The organism is Dehalococcoidia bacterium, from assembly GCA_035574915.1.
Taxonomy (GTDB): Bacteria; Chloroflexota; Dehalococcoidia; order DSTF01; family WHTK01; genus DATLYJ01.
The window spans coordinates 1-15,400 of record DATLYJ010000096.1 but is presented as its reverse complement, the minus strand read 5'-3'; the positions used below and the strand labels follow the sequence as shown (position 1 = coordinate 15,400).

The window sequence follows — 15,400 nt, the reverse complement described above, 5'->3', positions numbered from 1 at the left end:
CCTCCTAGCTGTGCTGCTGGCCGTGCGTGCGCCTGGTGTGCTCCTCCAACTCCTGCTGGGAGCGGAAGCTCTGGCCGCACTGCCTGCACTGATAGGTCTGCTGCATAGCGCCACCTCCTTCATCGCCCGACGTTAACGCCTGCCCGCTCTACGGAGCGCAAGCGACACGAGCGAAGGCCTTGCAGACGCCGATCAGGGCGCGGAGCGCGTTGTCTTGTCTCTCCATTTCCAAAGCGTTAGGGTTACGCTGGATCCCCAAGGAGTCTCAGTTGCAGAAGGTCAGATACACCAGAGCCAACTCCGTCGAGGAGGCGGTAGCGCTGCTGGAGAAGGGCGGCGCAACGGCCCGCCCGCTTGCCGGCGGCACCGACCTCATTGTCCAGGCCCGCGAACGCCGCCGGAAGGTCGACCTTTTCGTCGACATCAAACCGATACCCGAGACGAACGAGATCACGTTCGACCCCGCGGGCGGGCTGACCATCGGCGCGGCCGTGCCGGCGTACCGCATCTACGGCAACGAGACGGTCAGCCGGCTGTATCCGGCCCTCGTGGATGCCTGCCGCGTGATCGGCGGTACGGCCATACAGGGCCGCGCCAGCCTGGGCGGCAACCTCTGCAACTCCTCGCCGGCCGCGGACTCGGTGCCGGCGATGATCGTGCTGGAAGGGGTCGCCAACATAGCGGGGCCCAGGGGCAGGCGCTCGGTGCCGGTCGAGGAGTTCAACACCGGCCCGGGCCAGAACGTCCTCCAACCGGGGGAGTTTGTGGTCTCGATCCACTTCCCGCCACCGGCGCGCAACAGCGGCGCGGCCTGGGACAGGTTCATCCCCCGGAACGAGATGGACATCGCCGTGGTGAACGCCGGCGTGCAGCTCCGCTTCGAGGGCGACCGGGTCTCGTGGGCTAAGGTCGCCATCGGCGCGGTGGCGCCGACCGCCCTTGTGGTGCCGGCGGCCGCCGAGGCGCTGGTGGGCAAGCCGCTCTCGGACGCGACGATCGAGGCGGCAGCGGAGGCGGCGCGACAGGCCGCGCGCCCCATCGACGACATGCGCGGCTCAATCCGCCAGCGCAAGCACCTGGTAGGGGTGTACGTCGCCCGCATGATCCGTAAGGCAGCCGAACGGGCAAGAGGGGGTTAGGGTGACAGAGCGCATCATCATTACGGCGACCATCAACGACGAAGAGACGCAGTTCATGGCTGACATGCGCGACAGCCTCCTGGACGCCCTGCGGGAACGTATCGGCCTCACGGGCACGAAGGAAGGATGCAACAACGGCAACTGCGGCGCCTGCGCCGTGATCATGGACGGCCGCCTGGTGAATAGCTGCTGCGTGATGGCCGCCGAAGTCGAGGGCTCCGAGATCACGACCGTCGAGGGCCTCGCGGAAGCCGACGGCCTCACGCCGCTGCAGGAGGCCTTCCTGGAGGAAGCAGCCCTGCAGTGCGGCATCTGCACGCCGGGCTTCCTGGTGGCATCGAAGGCCCTCCTGGACGTGAACCCGCACCCGTCCGAGCACGAGATCCGCTTCTGGCTCGCGGGCAACCTCTGCCGCTGCACCGGCTATGACAAGATCATCCGCGCCGTCCAGAAGGCGGCAGCCCAACGCGGCGCCTAGGCGCGAGAGATAAGCCTGATCCTCGGCTCGTAACGGCCCCGGAGCGAGAGCGGCGGGCGCTGCCTCGCGGGCGGGCAGTTTTGGAAGCGTCTGCGTTCTTTATTCTTCATCCGGAATCTGTGAGAATCTGCTGTGACCCTACCCTGCCCCTACCCCAGGAAGAGGTAACCGAATGGTAGCGACACCCGAGAAGCCCCAGTACAAGGTCATCGGCACGCGCCCGATCCGTCCCGACGGCACCGACAAGGTCATCGGCCGCGCCGAATACGGCATCGACGTGCGGTTGCCCGGCATGCTGTACGGGCGCATCAAGCGCAGTCCCTATGCCCACGCCATCATCAAGCGCATCGACGCGTCGAAGGCGCTGGCGCTCCCAGGCGTGAAAGCCGTGATCACCCACGATGACTTTCCGCCTCCGGGCGACACGGCGATGACCATGGGAGAGGGGGGCGTCTCGACGGCGCGCTTCATGCTCGAGGGCATCATGGCCTCGAAGAAGGTGCTTTACCGGGGCCAGCCGGTGGCGGCCGTGTGCGCGACCGACCACCACATCGCCGAGGACGCCCTCGAACTAATCGAGGTCGAATACGAGCCGCTGCCCGTCGTGAGCGATGTGCGTGAGGCCATGTCCGACGCGGCGCCGGTGCTGCACGAGAACCTGCGGACGCGGGACATGGCGCCGCTTTCGCAGACCCCATCCGACAAGCCGACGAACATCGCCTCCCACCTGCGCTTCGCGCGCGGGGACGTACAGGCCGGGTTCGCGGCAGCGGACATCGTCGTCGAGCGCGAGTTCGAGACGAGCATGTTTCACCAGGGCTACATCGAGCCGCACAACGGCACGGCTTTCTGGAACCGGGACGGCAAGCTCACCGTCTGGTGCAGTACGCAGGGCTCCTTCTCGGTGCGCGCGAACCTGGCCACGTTGCTGCAGATACCGGTCTCGCAAATCAACGTGATCCCCATGGAGATCGGCGGCGGCTTCGGCGGCAAGTTGGTGGTGTACCTGGAGCCCATCGCCGCGGTGTTCTCGAAGATCACGGGCAAGCCGGTGAAGATGATGATGACCCGGGACGAGGTCTTCGAGGCGACCGGCCCGACGTCCGGCACCTACATACGTGTGAAGATGGGCGCGAAGAAGGACGGCACCCTGACCGCGGCCGAGGTCTACCTGGCCTACGAGGCGGGCGCGTTCCCCGGGTCGCCCGTCGGCGCCGGCGCTACCTGCGCGCTCGCGCCCTACGACATCGAGAACTACGTGATCGACGGCTACGACGTGGTCGTGAACAAGCCGAAGACCGCGGCGTACCGCGCCCCGGGGGCACCCGCTGCCGAGTTCGCGGTCGAGAGCGTGGTCAATGAGATCGCCAAGCAACTGGACATAGACCCGATCGACCTGCGCCTCAAGAACGCCGCCAAAGAAGGCACGCCGCGCCCTACCGGCCAGAAATTCGGCCGCATCGGCGCTGTCGAGGTCATGCAGGCTATGAAGGACCACCCTCATTACAAGTCCGAGATCCAGGGCCCGGACCGCGGCCGCGGCGTCGCGATGGGGTTCTGGGGTAACGTCGGCGGCGAGCGCAGCGCGACGGCGGCGATCAACCCTGACGGCACGATCAAGCTGGTGGTCGGCAACGTCGACATCGGCGGCACGCGGGCAGCGATGGCGATGATGCTGGCCGAGACGCTGGGCATCTCGGCCGAGCAGGTGCACCCGCACGTGGTCGGGACCGACGACATCGGCGCGACGGGCCTCACCGGCGGCAGTTCGTCCGCCTTCGCCATCGGCTGGACGATGTACGAACTCGGCCTGGAGCTGCGCAAGAAGCTGACGGAGCGCGCCGCCCGCATCTGGGAGGTGCCCGAGGACCAGGTGACTTACGGCGACGACGGCGTGATCCGCGGGCCTGCCGACGCTGAAGGCAAGCCGCGAGAGATGTCCTTCAAGGAGATCGCCGGACGGCTGGCGCGCACCGGTGGCGCCATCTCCGCAGGCCTGACGACGCAGAAGCAGGGCGCGGGGCCGGCTTACGGCGGCCACATCGTCGATGTCGAAGTCGACCGCGAGACCGGGAAGGTGACCATCCTGCGCTACACGGCTGTCCAGGACGTAGGTACGGCCATACATCCGTCCTACGTCGAGGGGCAGATCCAGGGTGGCGTCGCCCAGGGAGTAGGGATGGCGCTGACCGAGGAGTACTACTGGGGCCCGGACGGCCGGATGCAGAACGCCAGCTTCCTGGACTACCGCATGCCGACCACGCTAGACCTGCCGATGATCGACACCGTACTGGTCGAAGTGCCGAACCCCGGCCACCCCTACGGCGTGCGCGGCGTCGGCGAGGTGCCGATAGTCCCGCCCATGCCGGCGATCCAGGCCGCGATCGCGGATGCCATCGGCGTGAACCTCTACAAGGCGCCCATGTCCCCGCGCGTTGTCCTGGAGGCACTTCTGGACAAGGAGCGGTAGGGCGGAGGGCCGGAGGAGGACGCGGGCGGACCTGAGGCCGGAGGACTGACGACATCTCGGCCAGCTGGTCCGGCGGCTTGCAGGTCCTACGTTCATCGGCATCCCGAGGGATTGGGCATGGTCACCGTCGTCATCCCATCGCCCCTGAGGCGGTTCAGCGGCGGCGTCGAGCGGGTGGAGGTCGAGGGCGCCAGCCTGCGCCAGGTCTTCGAGAACCTGGGGCGGCATTACCCGGAGTTGCGCGACCGCATCGTCTACGACGACGACCTGCGACCGGGGATCGCCGTCTCAATCGACGACGAGATCACCGAGGACGGCCTGTTGGCGCGCGTGCGTGACGGTAGCGTGGTGCACATCATGCCCGCGATGGGCGGCGGATGAGCGCCCGGCTCGTCGGGCCAGGCTGGCGAAGCGCGGCCTGAAAGCGCCGCTTGCTCCGGCTCTTGCAGCACTCCCTCCAGACAGCGCTAACCCCGGCGAGAGTACCCGCGCGGGGTCGCAGGTGGATACATCCTCGAAGGAGATGGGAGCGCTTTCCACTCGAGCCCGGGGAGCCCTGGCGGAAGTGCTGGCCGCACGTCCGCCAGGGCATCCGCGTGGACGGGAACAAAGTGGCCGCCGCAGACGTCTTGACAGCAGTGATGCGATCCTTGCTTACGCTGTCGTGCTTCCTCGCCGTGGTTCTGGCCGCGTGCGGCGACGGCGCCGGGGGGACCTCTCCTGGCTCGACACCACGGGCGCCGGAGGAGACCAGGGTCGCCGGCGCAACTGCCACGCCGTCCGCCCGGCCTGTCCCGCTGGTGCGCCCGCCGCAGGCAAGGGCCAGCGCCGCTGGCGGCGCGATGGCCGTCCTGGGCATCGGCACCTACTGTTGGACCGAGCCGTCGCGCGGCGGGCTCTGTGTCGACGCGGTAGGGCCGGTCACCGGCAGCCAGGCGCTAGTCGTGCCACGCGGCGCAGGGGTCACCGTGGCGAATCCGGCGGCCGGAACGACGATCCGAGAAGGCAGCGTCAATGCCTGGCAGGCGCCGCCTCAGCCCCTGAGTACCACAGGCGCCGAACTGGTCTGGAGCCTCCAGCCGGGCACCGGAAGGCGCCTCGATGCGTCGGTGTCAGCCGACAGGGTGGAGTTCGGGCTCGACCTCCCTCCCGGCAGGTACGTCGTCGAAATCAGGCTCTTCTTTGCCGCCGGTGACGTCAGCTACGGCCTACTTGCCGAAGTGCGCTAGTCCTCTACTTCCTCTACGACCTCCACGACCCGCCAGGAGGGCGTCTCCAGCACCACATACGATGGCAGGCCAAGGCGTCGCCACAGTGAGAAGGCGTCGAGGCCAGACTTCGCGGCGACGAGGAGGCTGATCACGGTGCCATGGGCGACGATGCCAACGTCGTCGTCCGCCACCAGCGCCTCCACGGCGGCGGCGAACCGCGCCCGTGCTTCGTCGGCGGATTCATCCCCGAAGACCCGCTCGGAAGGGCGGGCGAACAACGCTGCGACGCGCTCCTGAAACTCCTCCTCCGGCAGGAAGGGCTCATGGTCGCGGTGGTGCTCCTCGAGTCCTCCGCGCGCCTCCCAGGGGACGCCGAGGCGCTCGGCCACGAGGGCCGCGGTCTGAGACGCCTTCGGCTCGCTGCTGGCGTAGAGGCGGGCGAGGCCGAACAGCCGGAGCGCTTCCGCGAGGTCGAGCGCCCGGCGCGAGCCCTCGGGAGAAAGGCGCCAGCGTGAAGGCGGATGCTCCGGACGCACGTCCGGCAGGGAGTGCTTGATCAGCAGGAGCTTCGGCACAGCTCGGGCAGTCCTCTGATGTCCGCCAGCACGGCAAGGGGCTTGAAGGGGAGAAACGCTTCCGCCGGGGTGACACCGCTGAGCACCGCGACGAAAGGCACGTGGGCGTTGGCGGCCGCCTGAGCGTCGATGACTGTGTCGCCGACGTACATCGCTTCGGCCGGGAGGGCGCCGAGGCTGGCGAGGGCTTTCTCCAGGCCCTCGGGGTGAGGCTTGAACTCGGAGATGTCCTCGCCGCCGATGACGACATCAAAGCAGGCGGCGAGGCCGTCGCGCTCGAGGACCGCCTCGATGCGCCGCCTCAGCTTCTGGCTGACGATGCCGAGCCTGAGGCCCTGACGCCGCAATTCCGCCACCGTGCGAGGCGCGTCCGGGAAGACCTCGGTGAGGTCGGTCATGACCTCGTCGGCGCGCATCTGCCAGAGCTTGACGTAGTCGTCTGCGGCCGGGTGGTGCTCGGCCGGGAACAGCAGCTTGAAGGCCTCCAGAAGAGGCGTCCCCATCAGGGCCATAGACGCTTCCGGGCTGACCGCCGGCAGGTCCAGGTGGCGACAGGCGTACTCGTGGCAGTCGATGAAGCCGCGGGATGAGTCGACTAGCGTGAAGTCGAAGTCGAAGATCACGGCGCGAAGGGTCACGGGCCGTGCTCCGGCGGTAGGACGGCCTTGTACGTCGAGGTCTCCAGGCAGTCCCGTAGCCGGAGAGGCAAGGAGCCGCGGACCCCGCTGGCGGGAGCTGAGTTGGTGCTCGTCATCTCGGAGTTTTCTACCCGAAGGAAGGCAGCCAGGCAACCTTGGCGCGGCCTATTGACAAGGAGGCGCAGGTCGCGATTATATCGCCTGGTGGAATATCATCTTGCCACGCGACTGCTTCGGCGAGGCGAGGCCTATTGACAAAGGAGGGCCAAGTGGCAATTCTTTGCAGAACCAAGGAAGGCGCGCAAGCGTAGTTTGAGTAAACGCTTACAATCCCTCAATTCGACAAGCCGATGACCCTCCGGTAAGGAGTCTTGTCGGCGGATGAAGAGCCCGCGGAGGACCTCGCGGAGCCTCTGCGAACGGCAAGGCCAAGGAGGAGCTCATGGCAACGCCCGGTTACTGGAGCAGGTTCTCGAGGCGCGAGATCACGCGGCGGCGCGCGCTCCTGGGCGCCGCAACGATCGGAGTGGGCGCGGCCGCCCTCGGCGCAGTCGGGTGCGGCGGCGACGAGAAAGGGACCTCCGGCCAGCAGGGCCAGGGACAGACTGGAGGCAAGACGCCAGTCGCCGGGGGCGTGCAGCGTAACATCTGGCTCGGCGGCTCGCAGTTCGACTCGGTGGACGTGCACCGCGCCTTCAGGGACGAGGTGCAGTGGCTCTCGAACTACGTCCTGAGCAAGGTGGTCCGCTATGAGAACCCGGACGCGGGAGTGATCGGCGGCGACCTGGCGGAGAGGTGGGAGACGCCGGACGCCCAGACGTACACTTTCCGGATCCGCAGAGACGTGAAGTGGCAGGAGACGCCGCTCACCAAAGGGCGGCAGCTGAACGCGCAGGACATCAAGTGGCACTTCGAGCGCCAGGCGGCCGGGAAGCTCGCGGACGGTTCCGAAGTCCCGTTCCGCTTCCAATCGATCTACAAGGACTCGAAGGTAGAGGCGACCGACGACTTCACGATCAAGGTCACCCTGCCGAGCGTGCAGGCCGACTTCCTGCACACGCTGGCAGCGTTCCGCTCGACTGTCCCCAACCGCGAGGCCACGGAGGCCTTCGAAAAAGACCACAACACGCTGCGCACCGACGCCATGCCGGCAACCGGCCCCTTCATGATCAGGCAATGGCGTGCCAACGAGGACGTCCACATCAAGAAGAACCCGGACCACTTCCGCAAGGGAGAGCCCTTGCTCGACGGCATGATCCTGCCGATCGGCCTGTTCGCCGACCCGGCGGCCGCCAGGCTGGCCTTCGAGCAGAAGCAGATCGACTCCTGGGGCGCGCCGGACACGGCCGTCACGCTCGCCATCCTGGAGGCGAACAAGGGCAAGATGCAGGAAGTCCTGACCGGGATCGCCAACCCGGTCTTCCTGCACCTGAACATGAATACCCAGTTCAAGGACGTCCGCCTGGTCAGGGCGGTGAATGCTGCGGTTGACCGGCGGCTGATGATCCAGACGTTCCACGCCGGGCTCGGCCAGGTGAGCGGGCCGGTCACCTGGATCCAGGACGGTTGGGCGCTGAAGCCGGAGGAGTTGGTCAAGTACCCCGGCTATCGGGTGACCCGGGACGAGGACATCAGGGAGGCCAGGCAGCTCTGGAGCGCCGGCGGCGGCCCTGCCCTCGGCGACGTGGACATCAAGTCCATCGACACCTGGCTCGGGCCCTATCCCGACACTCAGCAGTTCATCGTGAAGATGTTCAACGAGGCCCTTGGCGTCACTCAGTTCAAGTCGACCAGGGGAACCTACAACGACGACGTCATCCCGCTGCTGCCCAGGGGGACCTTCGCGAACTGGCTGGCCTGGACGAGCCAGGTGAGCACCCCCGACCCGCGTCAGGGACTGTTCATCACCTTCAACTCGAAAGGCAGCGGCAACTACCAGAACGTGCGGAACGCGGAGCTGGACAAGCTGACCGCCGACGCACTGGCAACTGTAGACGAGACGAAGGCGAAGAGCCTGATCACTCAGGCGCAGAAGATCATCCTGGACAACGGCCAGTACGGGAACATAATGCTCTACAACTACATCGGGCGGTCGGCCTTCTGGAACTACTACCACCCGTTCCTGAAGGATCCGGGCGGCCCAGGCAAGCCGGCCTCGGGGTGGGCGCTGTTCGCCGGGCACCTGCACGCCGGCCGCGGCTGGATAGACCCGTCCGACCCGACCTATGACCCGGCCATCCGGAACAGGGCAGTGGTGTAGGGGGAGAAACAGGCGCGGCGCATAGCGCTGCATCCCGGGAGTAGCTCTTGACGAACTACATCGGCAGGAGGTTGATACTCAATTTCGTTGTCCTCCTGTTCGTAGCCTCGCTGGTGTTTTTCGCGACGCGGGCGCTCCCGAGCGACTTCGCCGAGAAGCGCCTGGCGACCAGCCTGGAGATAACGGACCAGACAGCGGCGGTCCAGCAGGCCCGCAAGGAGTTGGGGCTGGACAAGCCGCTCTGGCAGCAGTACGTCATCTTCCTGGGCGACCTTGCCACCGGCGACCTGGGCCGGTCTTACGAGACCCACAGGAGCACCTGGCAGGAGGTATCGAGGCGTCTGGGGCCCACGTTGCAGCTCAGCGTGGCCACGATGCTCATCGCCTACTCGATGAGCATCCCGATCGGCGTCCTCAGCGCCGTGAAACAGAACCAGTGGCTCGATTACGTCCTGCGAGGCTTCGCGGTCCTTGGTGTGGCCATGCCCCAGTTCGTGACTGCCCTGTTCCTGTCGCTCCTGGTGGTCAAGCTGTCTTTGTTCGAGATCGACGTCGTGGGCCGGCCCAACCTGTGGACAGACCCCGAGGCCGCCGTGAAGCTCTACGCCATCCCGGCCCTCGCCGGGGGCATCGCCGGCGGGGCCGGGGTCATGCGCATCCTGCGCTCGCAGATGCTGGAGGTCATGCGCCAGGACTACATCCGGACTGCCCGCTCGAAGGGCCTGCGGGACCGGAACGTCTGGCTGCACCACGCCCTAAAGAACGCGATGTTGCCTGTCCTGACCGTCTTCGGGTTCACGCTCGGCGGGCTCATCAGCGGCCAGATCATCCTCGAGAACATGTTCAACATCGACGGCGTGGGGCGATTCCTCTTCACCAGTCTCAACACGCGCGACTTCCCGCCCTTCCAGGGGACGGTGCTCATAATCGCGACCGTCGTGGTGACAGTGAACCTGGCCGTGGACGTCATGTACGCCTGGCTGGACCCGCGTATCCGCTACACGTAGGGCTGAGGGGCGAGATTTGACGGAAAGGCAGCAAGCCATCGAGGTCTCACCGGTAATCGACTTCGATTACCGTAGCGGCGCCTCCGTCAGGCGTGCGTTGCAGGCGCTCTGGCGGATGGCCGACCGCAACCGCCTGGGCGCGTTCGGCATGGCCCTGGTGATGATCGTGCTCGCCGCTGCCCTGTTCGGCCCGCTGATCAAGCGATACGGCGACACGCAGACGTTTGAGACCGCGAACCCGGACTACAACCCGCTGGCGAGCCCGCTGGACATCGTGGCCAATCCGCAGAAGCAGTACACGTCGCCGGTCATACTCAGGCGCTGGGAGCCGCCCCTGACCGGCGAGCACTGGCTTGGCACGGACCAGTTTGGGCGCGACATCTACGCCCGCATCATCGCCGGCGCGCGCCTGGCCGTGATCATCGGTGTAGGGGCGTCGTTCATCTCCGTGGCCGCCGGCACCGTGCTGGGGACGATCTCCGGTTACTTCGGCGGACTTGTAGACCTGATCCTGCAGCGCTTCGTCGATGCCGTGTTCGCCTTCCCCGGGCTGGTGTTGCTCCTGCTGCTCGTGTCCGTGGTCGACCAACCCAGCCTGGCGCTGACGGTAGCCGTCCTGGGCTTCCTGGGCTTCGCCAGCTCGACGCGCGTAGTGCGCTCGACCGTGCTCTCGGTCTCCCAGATGGCATACGTGGAAGCGGCGCGCTCCTACGGCGCGAGTGACCTGCGCCTGATGCTGCGCCACGTGCTGCCGAACATCTTCGCGACGGTGGTAGTCATATTCTCCATCAGCATCGGCCTCTACATCCTGGCGGAGGCCGGGCTCTCTTTCCTGGGCCTGGGCCCGGCCGACCAGACGACCTGGGGCAAGATGGTGAACAACGGTCGTCACACCCTTGACCTGCATCCCTGGGAGTCCGTGTTCGCGGGGCTTGCGATCACGCTTGCCGTGCTCGGCTTCAACCTTGCCGGCGACGCCCTGCGCGACGAACTGGACCCCCGGTTGCGCGGCAGGTGAGGCCCGCGGGAAGCCACCACCGTAACTTTTGAGAGCGGCCGGAGGTCCACGCGCCGCCGCGCTCCACCGGCGGCGCAAGGTACGACACGCGGCCGCGCAGGCGCCGACGGCCGAAGGCGGCGAGATGCGACTCTTCCTGCTCGAGGCGGCCTCAGCTCAGGGCGTCACCATCCTCGCGCCCGGCGCACGGCCTCGGCCCGCTTCAGGCTCTCGCGGGTCCAGGGCATCGCCCGCGAGTCTGCCATGACCTCGTCGTAGGTCAGCCACTCGATGCCGGCTACCTCCTCGGCGTCAGCGGGGGAGGGCTCGCCGCTGCGATAGCGGGCCAGGAATACGAGGTCGACGATCGTGACGTCGGAGGCGTCGAAGGAGTGACTCTCGACGTACGCGACATCGTCCTCGACTTCGACGCCGGCCTCCTCGAGGACTTCGCGGCGCAACGTCTTCTCCAGCACGTCCTGCACGAGGCCAACCGCGTCGACCTTTCCGCCCGGGGGCGTCAGGGTGCCGGGAGCAATCTCTTCGGTCGCCCCGCGCACGATCATGAGATATCGGCCCTCGTGATAGACAAAGGCCTCGACGTTCACGATGTAGCGGCGGCCTTCCACTAGAGCGGCGGGCGCTCGTCGAACCCGAGACGCGCTTCGACCCAGGCGGCGGCATCGAGCAGCGACGGCTCTTCGAACGCGCGGCCGATCAGCTGCACCGCGAGGGGCAGGCGCTCGGCGCTCAGGCCGCTGGGCAGGGAGATTGCCGGCAGGCCGGCGGTGGAGGCCGGGGCGCAGAATGCCGGGTCTCCCGTCGATTGCAGCCCTGGCGGCGCCGGTGACGGCGCGACGGGCAGCAACAGGGCGTCGTGGCCTTCCAGGAGCGCCGTAATCGCGGCGCGCAGGTCCTCCTGGCGCGCGCGCGCCGCCTCGTACTCCTGCTCGGAGGTTCTGAGGCCGGCTTCGATGAGACCGCGGATTCCGGGAGCGTACTCACCGGCATGCTTCGCGAAGGCGTCGCGGTGGTAGCGGGCGGCCTCGAAGCGCATGACCGGCTGCGATATCGCGAGGACGTCTTCGATTGAGAAGGGCGCCTCGACATCGGCAATGGTCGCGCCCGAGCTGGCGAGACGAACCGCGACGTCCTCGATGTGACGGGCAATCTCGTCGGAGGCCCGCGCTTCCCAGAAGCCGCGGAGCAAGGCGAGCCGCGGCGGCTTCCTGCCGGAGGGCGCCATCGGCGGCACCGGGGCCTCGGAGGAGCGAGGGTCGGCGGGGTCATGGCCGGCGATGACCTCGAGGGTGAGGGCAGCGTCCGCAACGCAGCGCGCGAACACGCCCACGTGGTCGAGGCTCCAGGCGAGGGGAATGACGCCGGCCGTGCTCACCCGGCCGTGCGTCGCCTTGAGGCCGACGACGCCGCAATAGGCGGCAGGGCGGAGCACCGAGCCCACGGTCTGTGTGCCCAGCGCGACGTGCGCCATGCCGGCGGCGACGGCGGCGGCGGATCCGGAAGAGGAGCCGCCAGGCGTGCGCTCCAGGTCCCAGGGGTTGCGGGTCGGGGCCGGGTCCGAATAGGCGAACTGAGTGGTTGCCGTCTTGCCAAGGATGATCGCGCCCTCCTGGCGCAGCCTCTCGACCACCGTGGCCGCCCGCTGCGGCGTGTAGTGCGCGAACTCGGGGGCCCCCGCGCGAGTTGGCAGACCGTCGACATCGATGATGTCCTTGATGCCGACAGGGACGCCGATAAGCTCGCCGACTGCGGTGCCGTGGCGCGAGCCATCGTACCGCTGGCGTGCCGTCAGGAGGGCGCGCGAGCGGTCGACCTCTACCCACGCGCGCACGCGGCCATCGACCGCGTCGATCCGGCGCAGCGCCTCCTCGACGAGGTCGAGGGGCGAGCGCTCGCCCATCCGGACTTGCTTCGCCTCTTCGATGGCAGTGCGCACGACGGCAGTGTAGGCAATTGCCGGCGGTCAGGACACCCGGCCGGGTGTCGGTCAGGCAGCGCGCCATCCGGGCTGATCGCAGACGCCAAGATCGCGGAAGCCGGCCTCCCCTGCCTGAACTGGCGCGGAGGCCGCGGCCGCGGTCCGAGAGGTCATTGCGGCGGCCGGTACGCGGAGCCCGCGGCCTTCCTCGAGGCCTCCATCGCCTCTGCTGAGCTCATGAGTGGAGTCGTCTTGACAGCTTTGACCGCGCCGCCGGCCGCCGCAGCGATTGCGAACGCTGCAGCCGAAACGTTGTCGGGCATCTCCAGAAGCGCCACCACGTCGTACTCGCCGAAGGCAAAGTAGCCCGCAATGACCCTGCCGCCTAGACCCTCGACAGCGGGCGCCACCATGGCGATCCGGTCCTGGGGGTTCTTGACCATGGCGGCCCATGCCTCGGACGTATAAGCCACCTGGAGCAGGTATGCCGGCATTTTCGGTCCCTCCCATGCTGGTTTGCGGAACGGTAGCACAGTCTGACGCTCGCCGTCAGAGTGGCGAGTCGCGGGTCGTGGGAGGACCAAGCTCACCGCGTCGTGCCACCGGCAACACTGCCCGGCGGGAAGGAATCAGGATCGCAGGAGGTTGGACCAGGCGGAGCGGCTGAGGCTTGCTGTGACCCCTGTTAGCCTCCTTCTGGTCCTCGCACCGCAACCTGGCCGACTATTGATGCGCTGAGCCCCCGGACGCAAGTTCTAGTCCTGCCAGCCATGACGCGGGCTGAGCCACCTTGCCTGCAATCGTCGGCTGCGGCATATTCGACCCGCCCCGCATCCCGAACGGCAAGGAGCGAAGCATGCCTCTCGTAATAGGGCTCACCGGGTCAATCGCCTCGGGCAAGAGCACTGTGGCCCGCACCATGGTCGAGATGGGCGCGGTCCACTGCGACGCGGACCCGCTGGTGCACCGCATGTACGACCCCGGGAAGCCGGCCTTCGACCGCATCGTCGCGATCTTCGGCGAGGACATCGTCGGGCCGGACGGCTACATCGACAGGCGCAAGTTGGGCGCGAAGACCTTCGGCAAGCCGGAAGAGATGGGCAAGCTCACACGGGCGATCGGCAACATCGGCGCCGAGGTCAAGGGCGTGATCGACAGGTGGCGCCAGGAACTGCCCGAGGACGCCGTCGCCGTCATGGAGGCGGTGAACCTGATCGAGGCGGGATACTCCGCCTGGTGCGAGTGCACCTGGCTGGTGACGACTCAACGCGAGAAGGCGATCGAGCGGGTTATGGCCCGCAACCAGTTCACCATCGAAGAGGCGACGCAGCGGGTCGACGGCCAGCGGCCCTGGGAGCTGCGCGCCCCGGCCTCCGACCACATCTTCCATAACGACGGCAGCCTCGAGGAGCTGATCGAAGAGGTCCGGCGCGTCTACAAGGAGACGTATGACCTCTACCGCGCCGGCAAGCTGCCGCCGCGCAAGTACGACGCCTGGAACGAGCAGCGCATGGCCCAGATGCGGGCGCAGGGCGCCGCGCCGGGACAAGGGAGGCCACAGGGACAGGGCTAGGCAGGCGGCATATCGGAAGTAGTGGTCGGTGGCCGGAGTGCAAGAGGGAGGCTCCCACCGACCACGACAACGCTTCGCCCGCATTTCTGACCACCGGAGACCTGGGCCAGCTTCTCTTCCCCGGCTCCGCCCAACACCTCTCGCGGCGGCGGTCCGGGCCGAGAGCCGATGCTATACTCGGACGGCGGGAGGACCTGGAGGGGTTGATGCTGGGCAGATTCGTAGCTAACGTGCGCCGGAACCATGCGCTGGAGCACGCAACGGTGCAGCTCTTGCTGGCGAGGTTGGGGCCGGACCTGAGGCTTGTGGGCCGCGCCGTCAACGACGGCTTCTACATCTACGGCAACGTGCCGACCAACTCGCTGCAGGAGTGCGCCGCCGAAGGGTTGGCGCGCCTGAAGCGCGGCGAGTCTTTCTGGGCGGTGACGCCTCTGTGCGGCACGAACATCGTGACCGCGGGGATCGTTGCCAGCCTGGCTTCGCTGGCGGTGAGCGGAGGCGGCTCGCGCGGCGAGAAAGTGCCGAACGCGATGCTCGCCGGCATCGTGGCCGTGACGCTATCGCAGCCCCTGGGCCGGCTGCTGCAGAAGCACCTCACGACCAGCCCCGACCTCGCCGACACGGAGATCGTCGGTGTCGAGCGGCGGAACAACGGCTCGGTGCACAAGGTGCTGACATCGAGGGCGGGCGCGCCCGCCTAGGGCGCCTCAGCCGACCCAGGCGTCGAAGGCGGCCTGGTCCAGCGGTACGTACCACATCTCGGAGACCTTGCCGCCGCGGAAGTGGCAGATGAAGGCTTCCTGTAGCTCGAGGGTCTTGCCACCGCGCTGGGCCTTCGATGTCTGCAGGGCTACGCCGTGCTCGTCGTCCGCCAGGTAGGCGTGGTTCTCGAAGCTGTAGTCGCCCATGGCCGACATGAACCTGCCGAAGACCTCCTGCATCTTCTCCTTGCCCTCGAAGTCGCCGGCAAGGGAGTTGCGGCCCATCACGTGACCCTTGATGTCCTCCGTGAAGTTGGCGAAGAGAGCCTCGAGGTCTCCACTGGCCTGCGCCTCGTCGATCCTGCGCAGGATCTCTGCGTTTGGGTGCGCCACGGTCCACCTCCGGCGTAGT

The 15,400-nt window shown here is 67.5% G+C and carries 17 protein-coding genes; 10 read left to right on the top strand and 7 right to left on the bottom strand.

The genetic code is table 11. The features are described 5' to 3' along the window. Positions 1–4: 4 nt before the first annotated feature. Complete coding sequence (locus tag VNN10_09200) at positions 5–106, bottom strand: C2H2-type zinc finger protein (protein ID HXH22194.1); 102 nt, start codon at positions 104–106, stop codon at positions 5–7. Positions 107–269: 163 nt separating this feature from the next. On the opposite strand from VNN10_09200, the gene VNN10_09195 reads away from it, so the two are divergent. The 5 genes from VNN10_09195 (at position 270) to VNN10_09175 (ending at position 5,316) form a co-directional block, all read left to right on the top strand. After that, complete coding sequence (locus tag VNN10_09195) at positions 270–1,139, top strand: xanthine dehydrogenase family protein subunit M (protein HXH22193.1); 870 nt, start codon at positions 270–272, stop codon at positions 1,137–1,139. A 1-nt stretch (position 1,140) separates the two neighbouring features. After that, entirely contained in the window at positions 1,141–1,617 is a 477-nt protein-coding gene (locus VNN10_09190; GenBank protein ID HXH22192.1) for a (2Fe-2S)-binding protein, read from the top strand. Positions 1,618–1,789: 172 nt separating this feature from the next. Further along, the gene (locus tag VNN10_09185) at positions 1,790–4,087 is read left to right on the top strand and encodes a xanthine dehydrogenase family protein molybdopterin-binding subunit (protein ID HXH22191.1); all 2,298 of its coding nucleotides are present in this window, start codon (positions 1,790–1,792) and stop codon (positions 4,085–4,087) included. A 117-nt stretch (positions 4,088–4,204) separates the two neighbouring features. Next, positions 4,205–4,468 (top strand): MoaD/ThiS family protein, encoded by a 264-nt coding sequence (locus VNN10_09180; GenBank protein ID HXH22190.1) that lies wholly within the window; start codon positions 4,205–4,207, stop codon positions 4,466–4,468. A gap of 269 nt (positions 4,469–4,737) precedes the next feature. Further along, positions 4,738–5,316, top strand: a complete 579-nt coding sequence (locus VNN10_09175) for a hypothetical protein (protein ID HXH22189.1) — start codon at positions 4,738–4,740, stop codon at positions 5,314–5,316. Here VNN10_09175 and VNN10_09170 read toward each other — a convergent pair. Then, a complete protein-coding gene (locus VNN10_09170) occupies positions 5,313–5,873 on the bottom strand; it encodes a histidine phosphatase family protein (GenBank protein ID HXH22188.1) in 561 nt (186 codons plus the stop codon). The two genes, VNN10_09175 and VNN10_09170, sit on opposite strands and share 4 nt — an antisense overlap. After that, positions 5,855–6,511, bottom strand: a complete 657-nt coding sequence (locus VNN10_09165) for an HAD-IA family hydrolase (protein ID HXH22187.1) — start codon at positions 6,509–6,511, stop codon at positions 5,855–5,857. Before VNN10_09165 ends, VNN10_09170 begins: the two co-directional genes overlap by 19 nt. Positions 6,512–6,953: 442 nt before the next feature. On the opposite strand from VNN10_09165, the gene VNN10_09160 reads away from it, so the two are divergent. Genes VNN10_09160 through VNN10_09150 form a run of 3 tightly spaced genes read left to right on the top strand, consistent with a single transcriptional unit; the run spans position 6,954 to position 10,796 of the window. Continuing rightward, on the top strand, positions 6,954–8,771 hold the full coding sequence (locus VNN10_09160; protein HXH22186.1) for an ABC transporter substrate-binding protein: 1,818 nt from the start codon (positions 6,954–6,956) through the stop codon (positions 8,769–8,771). Between the two features lie 47 nt (positions 8,772–8,818). After that, positions 8,819–9,778 carry an ABC transporter permease gene (locus tag VNN10_09155; protein HXH22185.1) on the top strand — a complete coding sequence of 320 codons (960 nt, stop codon included), beginning with the start codon at positions 8,819–8,821 and terminating at the stop codon, positions 9,776–9,778. A gap of 16 nt (positions 9,779–9,794) precedes the next feature. Next, the gene (locus VNN10_09150; GenBank protein HXH22184.1) at positions 9,795–10,796 is read left to right on the top strand and encodes an ABC transporter permease; all 1,002 of its coding nucleotides are present in this window, start codon (positions 9,795–9,797) and stop codon (positions 10,794–10,796) included. Between the two features lie 164 nt (positions 10,797–10,960). Here the strand turns inward: VNN10_09150 and VNN10_09145 are convergent, their stop codons facing one another. From VNN10_09145 to VNN10_09135, 3 genes are all read right to left on the bottom strand, one after another. After that, a complete protein-coding gene (locus VNN10_09145) occupies positions 10,961–11,404 on the bottom strand; it encodes an NUDIX hydrolase (GenBank protein ID HXH22183.1) in 444 nt (147 codons plus the stop codon). Then, on the bottom strand, positions 11,404–12,732 hold the full coding sequence (locus VNN10_09140; GenBank protein ID HXH22182.1) for an amidase: 1,329 nt from the start codon (positions 12,730–12,732) through the stop codon (positions 11,404–11,406). Before VNN10_09140 ends, VNN10_09145 begins: the two co-directional genes overlap by 1 nt. 152 nt (positions 12,733–12,884) lie before the next feature. Further along, complete coding sequence (locus VNN10_09135; GenBank protein HXH22181.1) at positions 12,885–13,208, bottom strand: GYD domain-containing protein; 324 nt, start codon at positions 13,206–13,208, stop codon at positions 12,885–12,887. Between the two features lie 362 nt (positions 13,209–13,570). Here VNN10_09135 and coaE point away from each other — a divergent pair, with 362 nt between their 5' ends. Both coaE and VNN10_09125 read left to right on the top strand, forming a co-directional pair. Further along, positions 13,571–14,287 (top strand): dephospho-CoA kinase, encoded by a 717-nt coding sequence (gene coaE / locus VNN10_09130; protein HXH22180.1) that lies wholly within the window; start codon positions 13,571–13,573, stop codon positions 14,285–14,287. Positions 14,288–14,493: 206 nt separating this feature from the next. Beyond that, positions 14,494–14,988, top strand: a complete 495-nt coding sequence (locus VNN10_09125) for a DUF6391 domain-containing protein (GenBank protein HXH22179.1) — start codon at positions 14,494–14,496, stop codon at positions 14,986–14,988. 6 nt (positions 14,989–14,994) lie between these two features. On the opposite strand, the gene VNN10_09120 is transcribed toward VNN10_09125, so the two are convergent. Beyond that, positions 14,995–15,400, bottom strand: a 406-nt coding sequence (locus VNN10_09120; GenBank protein ID HXH22178.1) for a nuclear transport factor 2 family protein, incomplete at its 5' end; no start/stop codon positions are given.

What these genes read in the sequence shown, in the direction of transcription:
- VNN10_09180 (HXH22190.1), top strand. Translation starts at nt 4,205, where the DNA reads ATGGTCACCGTCGTCATCCCATCGCCCCTGAGGCGGTTCAGCGGCGGC.
- VNN10_09125 (HXH22179.1), top strand. Translation starts at nt 14,494, where the DNA reads ATGCTGGGCAGATTCGTAGCTAACGTGCGCCGGAACCATGCGCTGGAG.
- VNN10_09160 (HXH22186.1), top strand. Translation starts at nt 6,954, where the DNA reads ATGGCAACGCCCGGTTACTGGAGCAGGTTCTCGAGGCGCGAGATCACG.
- coaE (HXH22180.1), top strand. Translation starts at nt 13,571, where the DNA reads ATGCCTCTCGTAATAGGGCTCACCGGGTCAATCGCCTCGGGCAAGAGC.
- VNN10_09200 (HXH22194.1), bottom strand. Translation starts at nt 106, where the DNA reads ATGCAGCAGACCTATCAGTGCAGGCAGTGCGGCCAGAGCTTCCGCTCC.
- VNN10_09135 (HXH22181.1), bottom strand. Translation starts at nt 13,208, where the DNA reads ATGCCGGCATACCTGCTCCAGGTGGCTTATACGTCCGAGGCATGGGCC.
- VNN10_09185 (HXH22191.1), top strand. Translation starts at nt 1,790, where the DNA reads ATGGTAGCGACACCCGAGAAGCCCCAGTACAAGGTCATCGGCACGCGC.